The organism is Massilia sp. Masssp93 (assembly GCF_059491295.1).
In genome coordinates this window covers 5,244,843-5,263,650 of record NZ_CP168502.1, presented here as the reverse complement: position 1 = coordinate 5,263,650, position 18,808 = coordinate 5,244,843, and the positions used below count along the sequence as shown (strand labels likewise).

General features: G+C 68.7%; 15 protein-coding genes. 9 read left to right on the top strand and 6 right to left on the bottom strand.

What is annotated here, in order from left to right:
* Positions 1-4 precede the first annotated feature (4 nt).
* The 3 genes from aroE to corA all read left to right on the top strand — a co-directional run bounded on the left by aroE (position 5) and on the right by corA (position 2,760).
* Positions 5-829 (top strand): shikimate dehydrogenase, encoded by an 825-nt coding sequence (aroE, locus tag ACEN9Q_RS21775; RefSeq protein ID WP_056441429.1) that lies wholly within the window; start codon positions 5-7, stop codon positions 827-829.
* The gene (mtgA, locus tag ACEN9Q_RS21770; RefSeq protein WP_495626008.1) at positions 826-1,566 is read left to right on the top strand and encodes a monofunctional biosynthetic peptidoglycan transglycosylase; all 741 of its coding nucleotides are present in this window, start codon (positions 826-828) and stop codon (positions 1,564-1,566) included. The genes aroE and mtgA overlap by 4 nt, the downstream gene beginning before the upstream one ends.
* 228 nt (positions 1,567-1,794) lie before the next feature.
* Entirely contained in the window at positions 1,795-2,760 is a 966-nt protein-coding gene (gene corA / locus ACEN9Q_RS21765) for a magnesium/cobalt transporter CorA (RefSeq protein WP_056441423.1), read from the top strand.
* On the opposite strand, the gene ACEN9Q_RS21760 is transcribed toward corA, so the two are convergent.
* The 5 genes from ACEN9Q_RS21760 to thiD form a co-directional block, all read right to left on the bottom strand.
* A complete protein-coding gene (locus ACEN9Q_RS21760) occupies positions 2,761-3,246 on the bottom strand; it encodes a heme-degrading domain-containing protein (RefSeq protein WP_495626007.1) in 486 nt (161 codons plus the stop codon).
* A 179-nt stretch (positions 3,247-3,425) separates the two neighbouring features.
* Positions 3,426-3,839: a hypothetical protein gene (locus tag ACEN9Q_RS21755; RefSeq protein WP_495626006.1), complete on the bottom strand. Its 414-nt coding sequence runs from the start codon at positions 3,837-3,839 to the stop codon at positions 3,426-3,428.
* 83 nt (positions 3,840-3,922) lie between these two features.
* The gene (locus ACEN9Q_RS21750; RefSeq protein WP_056441414.1) at positions 3,923-5,200 is read right to left on the bottom strand and encodes an NRAMP family divalent metal transporter; all 1,278 of its coding nucleotides are present in this window, start codon (positions 5,198-5,200) and stop codon (positions 3,923-3,925) included.
* A gap of 194 nt (positions 5,201-5,394) precedes the next feature.
* A complete protein-coding gene (hemL, locus tag ACEN9Q_RS21745; RefSeq protein WP_495626005.1) occupies positions 5,395-6,696 on the bottom strand; it encodes a glutamate-1-semialdehyde 2,1-aminomutase in 1,302 nt (433 codons plus the stop codon).
* 13 nt (positions 6,697-6,709) lie between these two features.
* Complete coding sequence (thiD, locus tag ACEN9Q_RS21740) at positions 6,710-7,531, bottom strand: bifunctional hydroxymethylpyrimidine kinase/phosphomethylpyrimidine kinase (RefSeq protein ID WP_495626004.1); 822 nt, start codon at positions 7,529-7,531, stop codon at positions 6,710-6,712.
* Positions 7,532-7,649: 118 nt separating this feature from the next.
* Between thiD and ACEN9Q_RS21735 the strand changes: the two genes are divergently transcribed.
* The 6 genes from ACEN9Q_RS21735 (at position 7,650) to ACEN9Q_RS21710 (ending at position 17,231) form a co-directional block, all read left to right on the top strand.
* Complete coding sequence (locus tag ACEN9Q_RS21735) at positions 7,650-7,802, top strand: rubredoxin (protein ID WP_029755924.1); 153 nt, start codon at positions 7,650-7,652, stop codon at positions 7,800-7,802.
* A 174-nt stretch (positions 7,803-7,976) separates the two neighbouring features.
* Positions 7,977-8,372: a response regulator gene (locus tag ACEN9Q_RS21730; RefSeq protein ID WP_495626003.1), complete on the top strand. Its 396-nt coding sequence runs from the start codon at positions 7,977-7,979 to the stop codon at positions 8,370-8,372.
* Positions 8,373-8,394: 22 nt separating this feature from the next.
* A complete protein-coding gene (locus ACEN9Q_RS21725; protein WP_056441563.1) occupies positions 8,395-8,763 on the top strand; it encodes a response regulator transcription factor in 369 nt (122 codons plus the stop codon).
* 1 nt (position 8,764) lies between these two features.
* Positions 8,765-9,292, top strand: a complete 528-nt coding sequence (locus ACEN9Q_RS21720; RefSeq protein WP_056441402.1) for a chemotaxis protein CheW — start codon at positions 8,765-8,767, stop codon at positions 9,290-9,292.
* Between the two features lie 32 nt (positions 9,293-9,324).
* A complete protein-coding gene (locus ACEN9Q_RS21715; RefSeq protein ID WP_495626002.1) occupies positions 9,325-11,694 on the top strand; it encodes a methyl-accepting chemotaxis protein in 2,370 nt (789 codons plus the stop codon).
* A 20-nt stretch (positions 11,695-11,714) separates the two neighbouring features.
* Positions 11,715-17,231 carry a hybrid sensor histidine kinase/response regulator gene (locus tag ACEN9Q_RS21710; RefSeq protein WP_495626001.1) on the top strand — a complete coding sequence of 1,839 codons (5,517 nt, stop codon included), beginning with the start codon at positions 11,715-11,717 and terminating at the stop codon, positions 17,229-17,231.
* 123 nt (positions 17,232-17,354) lie between these two features.
* On the opposite strand, the gene ACEN9Q_RS21705 is transcribed toward ACEN9Q_RS21710, so the two are convergent.
* On the bottom strand, positions 17,355-18,803 hold the full coding sequence (locus ACEN9Q_RS21705) for a cryptochrome/photolyase family protein (protein ID WP_495626000.1): 1,449 nt from the start codon (positions 18,801-18,803) through the stop codon (positions 17,355-17,357).
* Between the last annotated feature and the right edge of the window lie 5 nt (positions 18,804-18,808).

The window sequence follows — 18,808 nt, the reverse complement described above, 5'->3', positions numbered from 1 at the left end:
TTGAATGAGCGATAAATATTGCGTGATCGGCAACCCGATCGCCCACAGCAAGTCGCCGGACATCCACGCCGCCTTCGCGGCCGCGACCGGCCACGACATCTCGTACGGGCGCTGCCTGGCGCCGCTCGACGGCTTTGCCGATACGGTCCGCGACCTCGTCGCGCAAGGGTATCGCGGTGCCAACGTGACGGTCCCGTTCAAGCTGGAAGCGGCCGCGCTGGCCACCCGGCTGGAAGAGCGGGCGCGCCTGGCCGGCGCCGTCAACACGCTGCGCTTCGACAACGGCGAGATCGTCGGCGACAACACGGACGGTCCGGGCCTCGTGGCCGACATCGTGCAGAACGCCGGCGTGCCCCTGGGCGGCAAGCGCATCCTGCTGCTGGGCGCGGGCGGGGCGGCGCGCGGCGTGATCCTGCCGTTCTTGCGCGAGCAGCCGGAAGCGATCGTCATTGCCAACCGCACGCGCGCGACGGCCGATGCGCTCGTCGATCATTTTTCGCGCCAGGTCGAGCGGCGCGGCCAGTTGCGCGCACGTGGGTTCGATGACATCGAGGAGCCGTTCGACGTCGTCGTCAACGCCACGTCGTCGAGCCTGTCCGCCACCATGCCGCCGGTGCCGGCGAGGGCCTTCCAGCCCGGAACGCTGGCGCTGGACATGATGTATGGGAAGACGCCGAGCCCGTTCATGGCGTTTGCCTCGAAGCATGGCGCTATTCCGCGCGACGGCCTCGGTATGTTGGTCGAACAAGCCGCCGAAGCTTTCAGGATCTGGCGCAACGTTCGGCCGTCGACGAAGGCTGTGCTGGCCCGCATGCGCGAGCGGCTATGAGCGGCATCGGCACGCTCAAGGCGGCCGCGCTCGTGCGCACGAAGGCCGGCGGCCGGCGCTGGCTGAAATGGATCATCCTCGGTCCGCTGCTGCTCATCGTCCTGCTGCAGCTGTATTTCTTTGCGATGGTGTGCTGGTGGACGCAGTTCAACCCGTCGTCCACGAGCATGATGCGCCAGCAGCTGGCGGCGCTGCGCGAGCAGAACCCGAACGCGAAGCTGGAACGGGTGTGGGTGCCTTACGCGCGCATCTCGAACAACCTCAAACGTGCCGTGATCGCCTCCGAGGACGCCAATTTCATCGACCACGACGGCGTCGACTGGGACGCGCTGGAACGGGCGTACGAGCGCAACAACAAGAAGCACAAGGTCGTGGGCGGCGGCTCGACGATCACCCAGCAGCTGGCCAAGAACCTGTTCCTGTCCGGCTCGCGCAACTACCTGCGCAAGGGCCAGGAACTCGTCATCGCCTACATGCTGGAAGCGGTGATGGACAAGGAACGCATCCTGGAAATCTACCTGAACGTGGTCGAATTCGGACGCGGCGTGTTCGGCGCCGAAGCCGCGGCGCGCCACTACTTCCACACGTCGGCCGCGAACCTGAACCCGGCCCAGGGCGCGCGCCTGGCCGTGATGCTGCCGAACCCGCGCTTCTACGACCGCCACCGCGACACCAACTACCTGGCGCGCCGCACCGCCGTCATCCAGCGCCGCATGAACGCCGCCGAGCTCCCCTGAACCGCGCACGAACCGGGGTCAGAGCCCGATTTTTGGCAAGATACCAAGTGCAAGCTCGTGAGGCCAAGTGCAAGCTCGTGAGGCGCGGCGGCGTTGGCCCGGCCTCAATTCGATGTTCTCAACGGCTATTTCCTAAAACCGGGCTCTGACCCCGGTGTTTGGGCTGGCCGGCCTCAGGGCTTGCAGGTACACTTGCGCTGTTTCCGAATCCGGCCGAGAAAGCAGCGCATGATCAACGTATTTGTCCTACAAAATGGCCGACTGAACCAGGTGCCCGTCGCGTCGCGGGCCGATCTGGAGAACGCGCCTGCCGTCTGGGTCGACCTGACCGACCCCACGGACGAGGAACGCGCGCTGGTCAAGGCGACCTATGACGTGATCCTGCCCGGCGAGGACGAAGTCCAGGACATCGAGGCCTCGGCCCGCTACTACGAGGCGGAAAACGGCGACCTGCACCTGCGCACCGATTTCCTGCGCGAGGAAGAGGACGGCCCGTCGCGCATCGTGACGGTCGCGTTCATCCTGGCCAAGAAAATCCTGTTCTCGGTCCATACCGACGACCTGCCCGTGTTCCGCCTCGTGCGCCTGCGCGCGCGCTCGCGTCCCGGCTCGATCGAGGATTACATGGACGTGCTGCTGGACCTGTACGCGACCGACGCCGAGTACTCTGCCGACGCGCTGGAAGGCATCTACGAAAGCCTGGAAAACGTCAGCCAGCGCGTGCTGCAGAAGGAATTCACCGACCAGGACGCGGCTTCCGCGCTGAATGCGATCGCCCACGAGGAAGACTTGAACGGCCGCATCCGCCGCAACATGATGGACACGCGCCGCGCGGTCAGCTTCCTGATGCGCGGCCGCCTGCTGAATACGGACCAGTTCGAAGAGGCGCGCCAGATCCTGCGCGACATCGAATCGCTGGACGGCCACACCTCATTCCTTTTCGACAAGATCAACTTCCTGATGGACGCCACCGTCGGCTTCATCAACATCAACCAGAACAAGATCATCAAGATCTTCTCGGTGGCCTCGGTCGCCTTCCTGCCGCCGACGCTGATCGCCAGCATCTACGGCATGAATTTCGAATTCCTGCCGGAGCTGCACTGGCACTTCGGCTATGGCTGGTCGCTGGGCCTGATGGTCGTCAGCGCGATCGCGCCTTTCCTCTACTTCCGCCACCGCGGCTGGTTGAAGTAATCAGAGCGGCACGTCGTCCGCCTTCAGATACCACTTGAGCGCGCGCACGACCATCGCGTGGTCGTCCACGCCCGCAAGGCCGGACACGGTGATCGTGCCGATCTGCCCCGTCCCCTTGACGACGATCGGGAACGAGCCGCCGTGGGCCGCGTAGTCCTTGCTGTCGAACGTCGGCAGGTTGTCGAAGTCCTGGCCGCGCTCGACGGCTTGCGTGTGCACCCAGAACGAAGCGTGGCCCGTGCGGTTCACGAGGTTGCTCTTGCGGCGGATCCAGTCGGCGTTGTTCGGGCTCGTGCCCGCCATCGCGTGGAAGAACAGCGGATTGCGGTTGACGCTGACGTCGATCGTGACGGCGACCTTGTCCGCCTTGGCCATCTCGACGATTTTATTGCCGATCGCGAGCGCCGCGTCGTTGTCGAAGGACGTGAATTGCAGCGCCTGCTCCTGGCGCGTGATGGTGTCGAGCGGGACGGTTTTCTTTTCCATGCTGGTTCCTGGCGGGGTGGTCGTTGCGGCGCGGTCCGGCGCCCCGGTCGAAGGCAAGGCAACGGCGAACAGACCCGCCGCGGCCAGCGCGGCACAGGAAAATCGAGCGGGATGAACAGCCATGCGTCGTGCCTCTTCCGGTTTTATTATCCGGGCAAGTATAACCGCAGAGGGCAGCCTCACTGCTTCAGGTTCAGGAACAGGTTCGCCGCGAACGCGACGATGGCCAGCGCGGCGATGATTTCCGAGACCGCGAGCAGCGGGGCGATGCCGACGTGGCCGAACAGCAGCATGGAGAGCGCGCCCATCATGACGGGCAGCGCCAGGTTCAGCAGCCAGAAATGCAGCCGTGCCAGGCGGCTTTCGCCCGCCTTGGGAAACACGCTGTAGATCAGGCCGGCCAGCGCCATCGTCGTCCAGCCCAGCAGGTTGATGTGGGCGTGGACGGGACGCAGCGTGAAATTCTGGCTGGCGCCCATCGCGATGCCGAGCGAAATGCCGACGATGAGGTAGACGACGGCCAGCTTGAGCCAGATGATGCCGGCGCGCGAGAACTGCGGTTGCGGGACGGAAGAAACGGTCGTGGTTTGCATGATGCGGCTCCTGAACGGTGTGTGCATTGAGGAGCGCATCGTATGCCGCGGGGCCGCGCAGGTGCAGCCCCACGCGTGGGGGATCACAGCGTCGCGAACATCGCGACCACCGCCACCAGCATGATCGCCACGCCGGCCCAGCCGATGACGGTGTGGCGCGTCGACAGGGTGTAGCTGCCCATGATCTTGCGGTTATGCGCAAGCAGCATCATGACGGCCATGATCGGCACGGCGATGACGCCGTTGATCTGCGCGGACAGCACGAGCGCCTCGATCGGGTGGATCGGGGCAAAGTCGAGCAGCACGCCGCCCAGGGTCGCGAGGGCGATGAGGCCGTAGAACTCGCGCGCCTCCACGACTTTCAGATCCATGCCGTTGCGCCAGCGGAAGCTCTCGGTGACGGCGTAGGCGGCCGAGCCGGCCAGTACGGGCACGGCGAGCATGCCCGTGCCGATGATGCCCAGCGCAAATGCGAAGAACGCGAATTCGCCCGCCACCGGACGCAGCGCCTCGGCCGCCTGGCTCGAGGACTCGATGTCCGTGATGCCGTGCGCGCCGAGCGTGACGGCCGTCGTCAGCATGATGAAGAAGGCGACGATGTTGGAAAAGCCCATGCCGATCAGCGTGTCGGCCTTGATGCGCCGGAGCTGGGCGGCGGCGTCGCGCGGGCGCGTGCGCAGGGCGCGCGTGTGGTGGTCGTTGCGGATTTCCTCGACTTCCTGCGACGCTTGCCAGAAGAACAGGTAGGGACTGATCGTCGTGCCGAACACGGCGACGATGAGCGCGACGGAATCCTTCGTGAACGTGAAATGCGGCCAGACGGTGCGCGCGAACACTTCCGTCCAGGGCATGTGCACGGCGAACGCCGTCGCGACATAGGCCAGCAGGCCCAGCGTCAGCCATTTCAGATAGCGCACGTAAGTGGCGTACGGCATGAATACCTGCAGCACGAGGCACAGCACGCCGAAGCCGAGGGCGTACGGCTGGCCGGACGCCGCGCCGGTCACGAGGCGCAGCGCCTCGCCCATCGCGGCGATGTCGGCCGCGATGTTGATCACGTTGGCGACGAGCAGCAGGGCGACGATCACATACAGCAGCCAGGGCGAATACGCGCGCCGGATGTTGGCCGCCAGCCCGCGTCCCGTCACGCGGCCGATGCGCGCCGACACGAGCTGGATACCGACCATGAACGGGTAGGTCAGCACGAGCGTCCACAGCGTGTTGAAGCCGAATTGGGCGCCGGCCTGCGAATAGGTGGCGATGCCGGACGGGTCGTCGTCCGCGGCGCCGGTGATCAGGCCGGGGCCGAGCGATTTCAGGGTGGCGTTGTCGGTGAGGCGGCGGAAAAGCTTGAACGGCATGTGGGCCTGGCGCGATGAAAACGGGCGCGCGGCCGGAAGGGCCGCGCCGGATGTAGGGTGGGCACACTGTGCCCACGCGGACGTGTGCGTCGTGGCGGCAACGCCGGGTGCGCTACATTGAGCGTAACGCCGACTTGACGCCAGCCTGACGCCAACTTGACGCCAACGTCACGCGTGGGCACGGGGTGCCCACCCTACGCGATGCGGGCAAACACGCGGCGGGCCGCGTCGACGGTTGCCGCGATCACGGCGTCGTCGTGCGCCGCCGACACGAAGCCGGCCTCGAACATGGCCGGGGCGAAGTACACGCCCTCGTCCAGCATGCCGTGGAAGAAACGGTTGAAGCGCTCCTTGTCGCCGGCCATCATCTGGCCGTAGGTGGACGGGATCGCGTCCGCGAAATACATGCCGAACATGCCGCCGACGGCATCCGCGCAGAACGCGATGCCCGCTTCCCGCGCGGCGGCGGACAGGCCGTCGACCAGCTTCGCCGTCTGCGCAGTGAGATGTTCGTAGAAGCCCGGTTCCTGGATCAGTTGCAAGGTCGTCATGCCGGCCGCGACGGCGACCGGGTTGCCGGACAGCGTGCCGGCCTGGTAGACGGGGCCGATCGGCGCCATCTTCTGCATCAGGTCGGCGCGGCCGCCGAAGGCAGCGACCGGCATGCCGCCGCCGATGACCTTGCCCAGCGCCGTCAGGTCCGGCGTGATGCCGTACAGTCCCTGCGCGCCCCCGAGGCCGACGCGGAAGCCCGACATCACCTCGTCGAAGATCAGGACCGTGCCGTATTCGGTGCACAGTTCGCGCATGCGGTGCAGGAATTCCGGCGTCGCGCGGATCAGGTTCATGTTGCCGGCCACCGCTTCCACGATCACGCAGGCGATGGTGTCGCCCATCGACTGGAACGCGTCTTCCAGCTGCGGGATGTTGTTGTAGTCGAGGACGAGCGTGTGCTTGACGAAGTCTTCCGGCACGCCGGCCGACGTCGGGTTGCCGAACGTGAGCAGGCCCGAGCCGGCCTTGACGAGCAGGGAATCGGCGTGGCCGTGGTAGCAGCCTTCGAACTTGACGATCTTGTCGCGGCCGGTGGCGCCGCGCGCCAGGCGCAGCGCGCTCATCGTCGCTTCCGTGCCGGACGAGACGAGGCGCACCTGCTCGATCGACGGCACGAGGCGGCAGATTTCCTCGGCGATCTCGATTTCGCCCTCGGTCGGCGCGCCGAACGACAGGCCGCGCGCGGCCGCGTCCTGCACGGCTTTCACGACCTTCGGATGGGTGTGGCCGACGATGGCCGGGCCCCAGGAGCCGATGTAGTCGATGTAGCGCTTGCCGTCCGCATCCCAGAAATACGGCCCTTCGGCGCGGGTGATGAAGCGCGGCGTGCCGCCGACGGAGCGGAAGGCGCGCACGGGCGAGTTCACGCCGCCCGGCGTGGTCTGCTGGGCGCGGGCGAACAGGATGTCGTTCCGGGAGGTGGTGTTCGGGGTTGCGGTCATAGTGTTCTTGGAGTTAGCAGGCCGCGCCGGGGGCGCGGAAGATCTTGTTCGGAATCAGCCGGCCCATGCCGAAGCGGCAGGCGTTGACGAGGGCGCCGGTGACGTAGTCCTGGGCGCCCGCCAGGGCCTCCTGGGCGCCGGCGCCGCGCGCCATGCGTGCCGCCAGCGCGGCCGACAGCGTGTTGCCGGCGCCGACGAACGGGCCGGGCAGCAGTTGCGCCCAGGGCAGGGCGATGGCCAGGCCGTCCGGGTCGTACAGCTCGTTGCAGCGGGTGCCGTCGCCGCCGCCGGTGCCCGTCACGAGCACGTGGCCGCAGCCGATGCCGGTCAGGTCCGCCGCGTCCTCGGCGACGGTGGCCAGGCTGGCCGGGTCGCGCCAGCAGTCGGCGAAGCGCGCCAGTTCCGGTTGCGACAGCATGAGCACGCTGGCCTGCGGCACGAGCAGTTGATGGATGAGCGTCATCATGTCGTCGTCGCGCGTGCCGCAATCGGGCAGCGAGGACGTGAACGGATCGAGCACGAGCGGCACGTCGGCGTAGTCGGACACGATCTCCGCGATCGCGGCGATCTGTTCCAGGCTGGCCATCGTCCCGATCTTGATGGCGGACACCGGCATGTCCTCGAGGAGCATGCGCGCCTGTTCGACGACGAATGAATGGTCGGTGGGCTGGATGTCGTCGACGCGCGCGGAATCGGCCACGAGCAGGCCGGTCACGACCGACAGGGCGTGGCAGCCATGCATGGCGAAGACGGTCACGTCGGACTGGATGCCCAGCGCCCCGACAGGATCGGAGGGGCCGAACGTGAGGATGAGTGGAGACTGTTGGTTTTGCACAGCGTGTTAGATTAAGATACCTCGCCCCCCATTTTATCTGATGGGGACCGATAGGCTAACACTGAACTGAAAAGAGGAATCGAACGTGAGTACTGAAACACAGGTGTATCAGACCTGGATGTGCCTGATCTGCGGCTGGGTCTACGACGAAGCCGCCGGCGCCCCCGACGACGGCATTGCACCGGGCACCCGCTGGGCCGACGTGCCCATGAACTGGACGTGCCCGGAATGCGGCGCGCGCAAGGACGATTTCGAGATGACCGCGATCTGAGCGCGATCCGGCCCGATTCGTTTGCTCTTTGATTAACTAGCGGTGACGTCTCGCCAATCTTTCATGTCATCCATTCAATGAAGCGCGTGTCGGTGAGTTGACGCATTGCAACACTTCATGCACAAGGCCCAGACCCTATGCTATCTTGCGGGTTCATGCTGAAGTGAAACGAATATGACGACGCAACCGACAGGCTTGACGATCATGGTGATCGACGACAGCAACACGATCCGTCGGTCCGCCGAGATTTTCCTGACACAGGCCGGCTACCGGGTGGTGCTGGCCGAGGACGGCTTCGACGCGCTGGCCAAGATCAACGACCACCAGCCCGCGCTGGTGTTCTGCGACATCCTGATGCCGCGCCTCGACGGCTACCAGACCTGCGCGCTGATCAAGAAGAGCGCGAAATTCCATGCCACGCCGGTCGTCATGCTGTCGTCCAAGGACGGCCTGTTCGACCGCGCGCGCGGCGCGATGGTGGGCTCGAGCGCCTACCTGACCAAACCTTTTTCCAAAGACAGCCTGCTGGCGGCCGTGCGCGACCATGCGCAAGGCGCCGGCAGCGCCTGAACCCAACGATGCGGAGCCCACCGTGGCCATACAAAAAATCCTGATCGTCGACGATTCGCCGACCGAACGCTATTACCTGACCGACATCCTCGTGCGCAACGGCTTCACCGTGACGACCGCCGACAACGGCGAGGAGGCGCTGGCCAAGATCCGCGCCGACCGTCCGGAGCTGATCCTGATGGACGTCGTGATGCCCGGCGCGAACGGCTTCCAGGTGACGCGCTCGATCGCGCGCGATCCGGAACTGGCGTCCGTCCCCGTCATCATCTGCAGCAGCAAGAACCAGGAAACGGACCGCATCTGGGGCATGCGCCAGGGCGCGAAGGATTATTTCGTCAAGCCGGTCGACCCGGTCCGGCTGCTGGCCACGATCGCCGCGCTCGGCGCCTGACATGGACGCCAGCGACGCCGGCGCACAGAAAGGCGCGGCACGGCGCGCCCGCCTGCGCCAGTACCAGGAGCAGCTGCTCGAGCGCATGCAGGCCGCGCGCACGAGCAGCGGCGCGCGCGCGCACCAGCTGGGCGTGGAGATCGGCGGCGTGCGCTACCTGCTTGACCTCGTCGAAGCCGGCGAGATCGTGCCGCTGCCGCCGCTGGCCGCCGTGCCGCTCACGCAGCCGTGGTATCTCGGCCTCGCGAACGTCCGCGGCAGCCTGCTGGGCGTCGTCGACCTGGCGCGCTACCTCGAGCCGGATGGCGCGCCGAACGCGCTGCCGGGCGCCGGCGCGCGCCTCGTGACGTTCGCGCCGAGCCTCGGATTCCCGTGCGCCCTGCTGGTCGGGCGCGTGGTGGGCCTGCGCCATGCGGCCGACATGGCGCCCGCCGACGGCGGCCTGCGCGATGCCGAAGGACAGGAATGGACGCCGCTGTCGCTGGCCGCCCTCGCGCGCGAGGAACGCTTCCTGCAGGTCGCACGCTAAACAATCACAACAGGTTTTGCACTGGAGCTGGAATGGGATTCGCATCCAAACTGTCGATGAATTTCTTCCCCAAGAACGGGGGCGGCGACGCGCAGGCGCGCACGGAGGAAACCGGCACCGTGCTGGCGTCGCCGGACACGCAGTTCGGCGTCGGCACGCTGCCGGCGGTCCCGCCTGCGATTCCGGCGGGCCCCGCCGGCGGCACCGCGGCGACGGGTTCCGCGGACGACGCGGCGCTGCGCCTGGGCCTGCCCGTCCGGCGCAAGCCGCGCGGCGCGGCCGATGCCGCCGCCGCGGCGGACGACGATGACCTCAGCCTGCCGCTGATCGGCCACCTGTCGCTGCCGCGCCAGTTGCGCATCCTGCTCGTCGCCATCGCCATCGGCATCCTCCTCACCCTGCTGGCGCTGTGGCGCAATGCCGGCAGCGGCGCGATCGCCAGCAGCCAGACCCAGATCGCCAGCGAAGCGCTGATGCACTCGCAGCGCGTGGGCAAGGCCGCGCCGAACGCGATGCAGGGCGTGCCGGACGCGTTCACGCAGCTGCAGGACAGCCGCATCGCCCTGTCGCACGACCTCGACCTGCTGGCCCGCGGCGGCGATTTCAACGGCAATCCGATCCCCGCATCGACGGGCGACCTGGCATCGCAGCTGGCCACGGTGCGCAAGAAGTGGCACGTGTCCGACGCGGCGGCAACCAGCATCCTCAAGATGAAGCCGGAGCTCGTCGCCTTCGACAAGAACCTCAAGCAGCTCGACATCCTGGCGCCGGACATGCTGGCGCTGACGGAATCCGTCCTCACCGAGCGCACGGCGCGCGGCGGTAGCGCGCGCGAACTGGCCGCGCTGGGCCGCATGATGATGCTGACGCAGCGCCTGTCGCGCAGCGCCAGCGAATTCCTGACGTCGGGCGGCATCCGCCCCGAGACCGCGTTCCAGATGGGCCGCGACACGACGACCTTCCGCGCCACCGTCGACGGCCTCCTGAACGGCAGCGCCGCGCTGGGCCTGGCGCCGTTGCGCGACCCGGACCTGCGGAGCAAGCTGGAAGAAGTGCAATCGAAATTCGACATCTGCCAGAAACTGATCTCGACCTTCCTCGACAAACTGTCCGACATGACGGCCGCCAAGGCCGCCGAGCAGGCCATCTACCGCGACAACGAGGCGCTGCGCCGCCAGCTGACCGACCTGCAGGCGTCGTACCGCATGGGCGAAGGCAGCGCGGGCGGCTGGTTCTGGCTGCTCGTGGCGGCGTCGATCTTCACCCTCGTCACGGCGGGCAGCATCTCGCGCGTGATGCTGCAGGATTCGCGCAACCGCACCCGCGGCGCCGACGCGCGCCGCCAGGAAGCGGACGCGATGCGCCTGCTGGCCCAGGCCAAGGAAGAGGAAGCCAAGGCGACCAACGACCAGAACCAGGCCGCGATCCTGCGCCTGATGAACGAATTGCAGGAAGTGGCGGACGGCGACCTGACCGTGTACGCCACCGTGTCGGAAGACATCACGGGCGCCATCGCCGACTCGGTCAACTACACGGTCGAGGAATTGCGCGGCCTCGTCGTGCGCGTGATCGCCACGGCGGAAAAGGTGACGCAGGCCTCGAACGACGCGCAACTGGTGTCGAGCCGGCTGCTCGTCGCGGCGGGCCAGCAGGCGCGCGAAATCCAGGACACGTCGTCCACGATGCTGCGCATGGCGGGCGAGATCACCGACGTGTCCAGCTCCGCGAAGGAATCGGCCGAGGTGGCGCGCCAGTCGGTGGCGGCAGCGGAGCAGGGCGCGACCGCGGTGCAGAACGCCATCCGCGGCATGGGCGAGATCCGCGAGCAGATCCAGGAAACCTCCAAGCGCATCAAGCGCCTGGGCGAATCGTCGCAGGAGATCGGCGAGATCACCGAGCTCATTTCCGACATCACGGAACAGACCAACGTGCTGGCGCTGAACGCCGCGATCCAGGCCGCATCCGCCGGCGAGGCAGGACGCGGCTTCTCGGTCGTGGCGGAAGAGGTGCAGCGGCTGGCGGAACGGTCGGCCGAAGCGGCCAAGCAGATCGGCGCGCTGGTGCGCACCATCCAGACCGATACGCACGACGCCGTGGCGGCGATGGAAAAGTCGACGCAGGGCGTCGTCGAGGGCGCGCGCGTGACCGACGCGGCCGGCGCGGCGCTGGCCGACATCTCGCGCGTGTCGAACCGGCTGGCGGAGCTGATCCAGGGAATGGCGGTCGCGGCGGGCCTGCAGGCGACGTCCGCGAACGGTGTGGCGCATAATATGCAGCACATCCTCGCGATCACCGAGCAGGCACAGGGCGGCACGCAGCAGACGGCGCAGTCGATCCGGCAGCTGGCGGAACTCGCGCAGGAACTGAAGAATTCGGTGTCGCGCTTCCGCGTCGCCGCCTGAGCCCCGAACCTTTTGCCTACATGACCCAGCTTTCGCACGCGTCCGCCGCACCGCCTTTCGACACCGGCCCTCTCTCCTGGGTCATCGGGGAAATCCGCGATGCGCTCGGGCGCTCCGCCAAGGCGCTGCAGGACGCGTCCGGCCGCAGTCCGGAAGCGCAGCCGACCCTTCTGCTGCATGCCAAGTCGCACCTGCACCAGGCCCACGGCGCCCTGCAGATGGTCGACGTCGCCGGCGCCCTGCGCCTGAGCGAAGCGGCCGAGCAGGTCATCGACCGCTTCAAGGACGGCGCGCTGGCGCTCGACGACGGCCGGACCGCCGTCGTCGGCGAGGCCTACCGGGCGCTCGTCGAATACCTCGAAGAATTGCTGGACGGCGCCGCGCCGCAGCCCGTGCGGCTGTTCCCGTACTATCGCGCGCTGCAGGAAATGCTGGGCGTGGAGCGCGTGCATCCGGGCCAGATGCTCGTGACGGACCTCGCGCCGGCCCTGCTGCCGGGCGGCGGGGCCGGCCCGATGCCGGACTACGCCGCGACCCGCGCGCAATTCGAAAAGGCGCTGCTGCTGTTCCTGCGCAGCCCCGATGACGATGCCCGGCGCGCCCAGGCGGCGGCCATGCGCGACGCGCTGGCGGGCGTCGTCGATGGCCAGCCGCAGGCGCAAGCGCATGCGTTCTGGCTGGCGCTGCAGGCCGTCGCGGACCTCGTCGCCACGGGCCAGGTGGCGCCCGACCTGTACGTGAAACAGCTGTTCGGCCAGGTCAACCTGCAATTGCGGCGCCAGGCGCAGGGCCATGCCGAGCTGCCTGACGCGCTGCTGCTCGATGCGCTGTTCTTCATCGCCGCCGCGCCCGAACCGACGCCGGACGCGCGCCGGCTGCGCGATGCGTACCACGTCGGCGGCCAGGTGCCGCCGGACTATCTGGAGCGCCGCTACGGCCGCGTCGATCCGGAGGTGCTGAAGGATGCCAAGGAAGCGCTGATCGAGACCAAGCAGGGCTGGGACCGCGTCGCCACCGAAGGCGGCGAGGTCGAGGGCGGCAGCTTCAACGACGCCCTGTCGAAACTGGCCGGCGCCAGCGAGAAGCTGGGGGCGCCGGCATTGGCGAACCTGCTGCGCGAACTGGGCCAGGCCGCCAGCGAATCGATAACGGGCGGCCGCAGCGACCAGTTCAGCCTCGAAATGGCGGAGGCCATGCTGTTCGTGGAGCACGGCCTGGACCAGGTGCGCCAGCTGCCCGACGACTTCGGGCAGCATGCGGAGGCCGTCGGCCAGCGCCTGCTCGCGCTGGCGCACGGCGAGACCCCGCCGGACGCCCCGGCCTGGCACGGCGAGATGGCGCGCGAACTGCAGCAGGGCCAGACCGTGGCCGTGCTGGCGGGCGAGATCCGCACGGGCCTGCGCCAGGTCGAGAAGCATATCGACGAATACTACGAAGACCCGGCGCGCGTCGCGTCCCTCCAGCAGGTCGACCCGCTGCTGCACCAGTTGCAGGGCGCGCTGGCGATCCTCGACCAGGACCAGGCCACGCAGGCCGTCGACCATGTGCGCGCCCGGGTGCGCATGCTCGTCGACGAACAGCCGGATGCCGCCACGCGCGGCGCCGTGCTGGACAACCTGGCCCGGAATATCGGCGCGCTCGGCTTCTTCACGGACGCGCTGGCGCAGAACGTGGACGGGGCGCGCAAGCGCTTCCGCTTCGATGCCGCTGCGGGCCTGTTCGGCGAACTGCAATATCAGGGAGCGGCCGCGGCCCCCGAGCCCGCCGCGGCGCCGCTGCCCGCGGAACCGGCGCCGCAGCCGCAGCAGGATGCGGTCGAAGCGGAACTGCTGGAGATCTTCATCGGCGAAGCGCGCGACGTGCTGGACGTCGTCGGCGCCGCACTGCCGGCCGCGCAAGCCAATCCGGCCGACCAGGACACGTTGACGCGCCTGCGCCGCGGCTTCCACACGCTCAAGGGCAGCAGCCGCATGGTCGGCCTCGAACGGTTCGCGGCCGCTGCCGCCGCCATCGAAAAGGTCATGAACCTGTGGCTGGCCGAAGCGCGCGCCGCGACGCCCGATCTGCTGGCGCTGCTCGCGCACGCGCATGCCGAGCTGGCGGCGTGGGTCGACGAGCTGGCGGCGGGCGGATCGCCGCGCGACGGCGAGGCGCTCGTGCGCGCCGCCGCGCGCGTGCAGGACGGCGGGCCGCTCGCGCCAACCGACGCGCCGGCGCCGCTCGTGTCGGCGCCCTACGTACCGGCGGCCGATGCGCCGGCGGAACTGGTGCCGGAGACGGTGGGCGCGCTCGACGCGGTTGCCGCGGCCGGGCTGGTGGACGACGATGCGGCGCTTTTGAGCGCGGCGCCGGAACCGATCGAGCCCGCCGCCGGCTTCGACGTCGCGCCGGACGAGGCGCCCGCGCCGCTGCCGGCCCTGTCGTCGGCCGAGCTGCCGGGCAACGTGCTGGCATTTCCCGTGTCCGAAGCGAACGTGCGGCATGTGGGCGATCTGGAGATCCCGCTGCCGCTGTATAACATCTACCTCGGCGAGACCGAGGAGCTGGTGCGCACGCTGGCCGACGATTTCGCCAACTGGCGCGCGGAACCGCTGCGCGCCGTGACGCCGCAGGCCGTGACGGCTGCGCACACGTTGGGCGGCACGTCCGCCACCGTCGGCTTCAACGCGCTGCGCGAACTGGCCGTGGCGCTGGAAGAAGCGCTGCAGGTGGCCGTGCCGCCTTTGGCCGGTACGCAGTTCGACCTGCTGGACGAGACGGTGGAGCGCGTGCGCGTGATGCTGCAGGTGTTCGCGCTCGGTGAGCTGGCGCCCGCGCAGCCGGAACTGCTGGCGCGCCTGGAAGCGCTGCGCGACGAGCTGGGGAAAGCCCGCGCCGATGCCGTGTTCGACGGCGCCGACCCGGAGCTGGCGCAGCGCCTGGACGCGCTGTTCGCCGCCACCTATGCCAGCATCGTGGCCGATCCGCCGCTGGCGGGCGGCCCGCTTGCGCTGCCGGCCAGCACGGAGCTGGCGCCGCGCCCACCGGCACCGCGCCAGGAGGACCCGGCCGTGAGCGCCGTCGACGACCTGTTCGATTCGTATTTCGACGAACCGTTCGCGGCGCCCGCGCTCGAATCCGTCCCCGCGCCGGCGCAGCCGGAGGCCGGCGACGTCATCGACATGGACGCGTTGTTCGACGTGCCGGAACCCGAGCCGCAGCCGCAGGCCGAGCCGCAGCCCGAACCCGAGCCGCAGCCGCAAGCCGAAACGCAGCCCGAGCCGCAGCCCGAACGCCTGTCCGCGACCGAATCCGACAACGTCCTGGCCGCCGAACCGGTCTTCGTCGACGAGCTCGACCCGGACCTGCTGCCCGTCTTCATGGAAGAAGCGGCGGACCTGCTGCCGCAGATCGGCAATGGACTGCGCCAGTGGCAGCAGAACCCGGCCGACGCGGCCGTCGCGCAAGGCCTGCTGCGCGCCCTGCACACGGTCAAGGGCAGCGCGCGCATGGCCGGCGCGATGCGCCTCGGCCAGCACACGCACGCGCTGGAAACGCAGATCGAGAACATGCTGCACGCCGGGACGACGAATCCGGCCGCCTTCGACGAACTGCTCGCCAACTACGACCAGGCGCAGCTGCTGTTCGAGCAATTGCAGCAGCCGGCGGCGGCGCCGCTCGATGCGGCGGCCGCGCCCACACCCGCACCCGTACCCGCGCCGTCCGCGGAGGAGCAGGCCGCACGCGCGCCGCTCGTGCGCGTGCGCGCCGACATCCTCGACCGCCTCGTCAACCAGGCCGGCGAGGTGTCGATCACGCGCTCGAAACTGGAAACCCAGGTCGGCGCGCTCAAGGACATGCTGTCCGACTTCGCCGACAACCTCGTCAACCTGCGCCGCCAGTTGCGCGAGGTGGAGGTGCAGGCCGAGTCGCAGATCGCGTCGCGGCTGTCGATTTCCGGCGAGCGCGAATTCGATCCGCTCGAATTCGACCGCTTCACGCGCCTGCAGGAATTGACGCGCATGATGGCCGAGAGCGTGAACGACGTCGGCTCGTTCCACGACGGCCTCGCGCGCACGGTGGAAGCGGCGGCCGACGACCTCACCGCGCAATCGCGCATCACGCGCGAGCTGCAGCGCGACCTGATGCGGGTGCGCATGGTGCCGTTCGCCAGCCTGTCCGAACGCCTGTTCCGCGTGGCGCGCCAGACGGCCAAGGAAACCGACAAGCGCGTCAACCTCGACATCCGCGGCGGCGGCGTCGAGATCGACCGCAGCGTGCTGGAACGCATGGCCGCGCCGTTCGAACACCTGCTGCGCAACGCCATCGTGCACGGCATCGAGCCGCGCGACGTGCGTGGCGCCGCCGGCAAGCCGGAAACGGGCGAGCTGCTCGTGCAGGTGAGCCAGCAGGGCAACGAGGTCGAGATCCGCTTCGCCGACGACGGCGCCGGCCTCGACCTGGCCCGGATCCGCGCCAAGGCGGCGGCCACCGGCCTGCTGGCCGACGGCGAAGAAGTGGCCGACCAGGACGCCGCCGAGCTGGTGTTCGAGCCGGGCTTTTCGACGGCGGACACGCTGACGGAACTGGCCGGCCGCGGCGTCGGCATGGACGTCGTGCGCTCGGAAGCGCGGGCGCTGGGCGGCCGCGTCGACGTCGAGACGACGCAAGGGCGCGGTGCCGCCTTCGCCATCCATTTACCGCTCACGCTGGCCGTCACGCAGGTCGTGCTCGTGGCCAGCGGCACGCGCACGCATGCGCTGCCGGCCGTGCTGGTCGAGCAGGTGCTGCAGGTGCGCGAGGCCGACCTGCAAGCGGCCGAAGACACCGGGACGATCGGCGTGCATGGCGAGAGCATCCCGCTGCACTACCTGCCGGCGCTGCTGCACGAGCCGGGCGAAGCGTGGGAACAGCGCGGCGGCCAGCGCTCGTCGCCGGTGCTGGTCCTCAGGCGCGGCAACACGCGCATCGCGCTGCGGGTGGACGAGGTGCTGGGCAATCGCGAAGTCGTCATCAAGAACATCGGGCCGCAACTGGCGCGCATGCCGGGCATCGCCGGCGCCACCGTGCTCGGTTCGGGCGAGATCGTGCTGATCCTCGATCCCGTGCAGCTGGCCGCCCAGGGCGTTCGTCCCGGCCGCGTGAGCGCCGCCGCGGCGGAACCCGTGCCGGCGCCGGCGCGCATCGCGACGATCATGGTCGTGGACGATTCGCTCACCGTGCGCAAGGTCACCCAGCGCCTGCTGGAGCGCGAAGGCTATCGCGTGCTGCTGGCCAAGGACGGCGTCGACGCGCTCGAACAGATGCAGGAGACGCGGCCCGACCTGATGCTGGTCGATATCGAGATGCCGCGCATGGACGGCTTCGACCTCACGCGCCACGTGCGCGGCAACGAGGCCACGGCGTCGCTGCCGATCATCATGATCACGTCGCGCACGGCGGACAAGCACCGCAACGTCGCGCTGGGCCTCGGCGTCGACGCCTATTTCGGCAAGCCGTTCCAGGAGGATGCGTTGCTGGCGGCGATTACCGGGTTATTGGAAGCGCGGCCAAACTGATTGGAAGCGCGGGCAAACTGACGTCGCCCCCCGCGCAGGCGGGTCCCAAGTTGTTTGCGGTGCCTGCAGCGTACTTGGGTTCCCGCCTGCGCGGGAACGACGTTTTACGGTCGCGTTCCAATCTCACGCGTCGCGTACCGCCTTGAAGCGGGCCAGCGTCCTGGCCCGCGCCTGCTCGTGGTCCACCACCGGCAACGGATAATCCTCCCCCAGCACGACACCGGCCTTCTCCAGCGCGTCCGGCTTCGCCAGCCACGGCGCGTGGATCGCCGCGCCCGTCAATCCGGCCAGTTGCGGCAAGTACCGCCGAATGAAATCCCCGTCCGGATCGAAGCGGCGCGACTGCGTCACGGGATTGAAGATGCGGAACCAGGGCTGCGCATCGCAACCGGTCGACGCCGCCCACTGCCAGCCGCCGTTGTTCGACGCCAGTTCGTAATCGTTCAGTTTCAGTGCGAACCAGCGCTCGCCGCGCCGCCAGTCGATCCCGAGGTCCTTGGTCAGAAAACTGGCCGTCACCATGCGCAGGCGGTTGTGCATGAAGCCTGTCCGTTCGAGCTGCAGCATCGCGGCGTCGACGAGCGGATAGCCCGTGCGCCCTGCGCACCAGGCGGCGAACAGGGCGTCCGCCGCGGGGCCGGCGTCCCACGCGACGGCATCGAACGCCTGCTTGAACGCGTGCGTGACGACGCGCGGATGGCGCGCCAGGATCATCATGTAGAACTCGCGCCAGATGAGTTGCGACAGCCACACGGACGCGCCGGCGCCGCCGCTGCCGTCCGCGATGCGCGCCTGCAGCATGGCGACGAGGCGGCGCACGCTCAGCGTGCCGAAGCGCAGGTGGATCGACAGGTGCGACGTGGCGTCCAGCGTCGGGTAATCGCGGTCGTGGTCGTAGCGCGCGAGGCGCCGTTCGAATTGCGCCAGCAGCCGTGCCGCGCCCGCCGTGCCGGGATGGCCGATGGGCGTGGCGCCCGCCACGAAGCCGAGATCGGCGAGCGTGGGCAGGGCGTGATCCGCGGGCGGCGGCGCGAGCGCGGCCGCGTGGGGCGCGGTCTCGAACGGCCGCAGCGCCTCGGCCTCGCGCGCCAGCCGTTTCAGCCATGCATTCTTGTAGGGCGTAAAGACGGAATACGGGCCGCCGGCCAGGGTCAGCACGTCGTCCTGTTCGAAGATGACCTGGTCCTTGAACGTCTGCAGGCTGCGGCCGGCCGCGCGCAGGGCGTCCTGCACCGCACGGTCGCGCGCGAGCGCCTGCGGCTCGTAATCGCGGTTGGCGAAGACCGATTCTGCATCGAGCCCGGCAGCCAGTTCGGGGATCACCTGCGCGGCGCGCCCGTGCCGCACGATGAGGTAACCTCCCATGTCACGGAGGCGCGCATCCAGCTCGCGCACGCTGTCCAGCAGGAATTGGACGCGCCGGTCGTCGGACGGCAGGCCGGCCAGGATGTCGGTATCGAACACGAACACGCCGAACACGCGCCGTGACGAGAGCAGGGCGTGATGCAGCGCAGCATGGTCGTCCACGCGTAAATCGCGCCGGAACCAGACCAAGGAGTTTCTTAAAGTCATCTTCT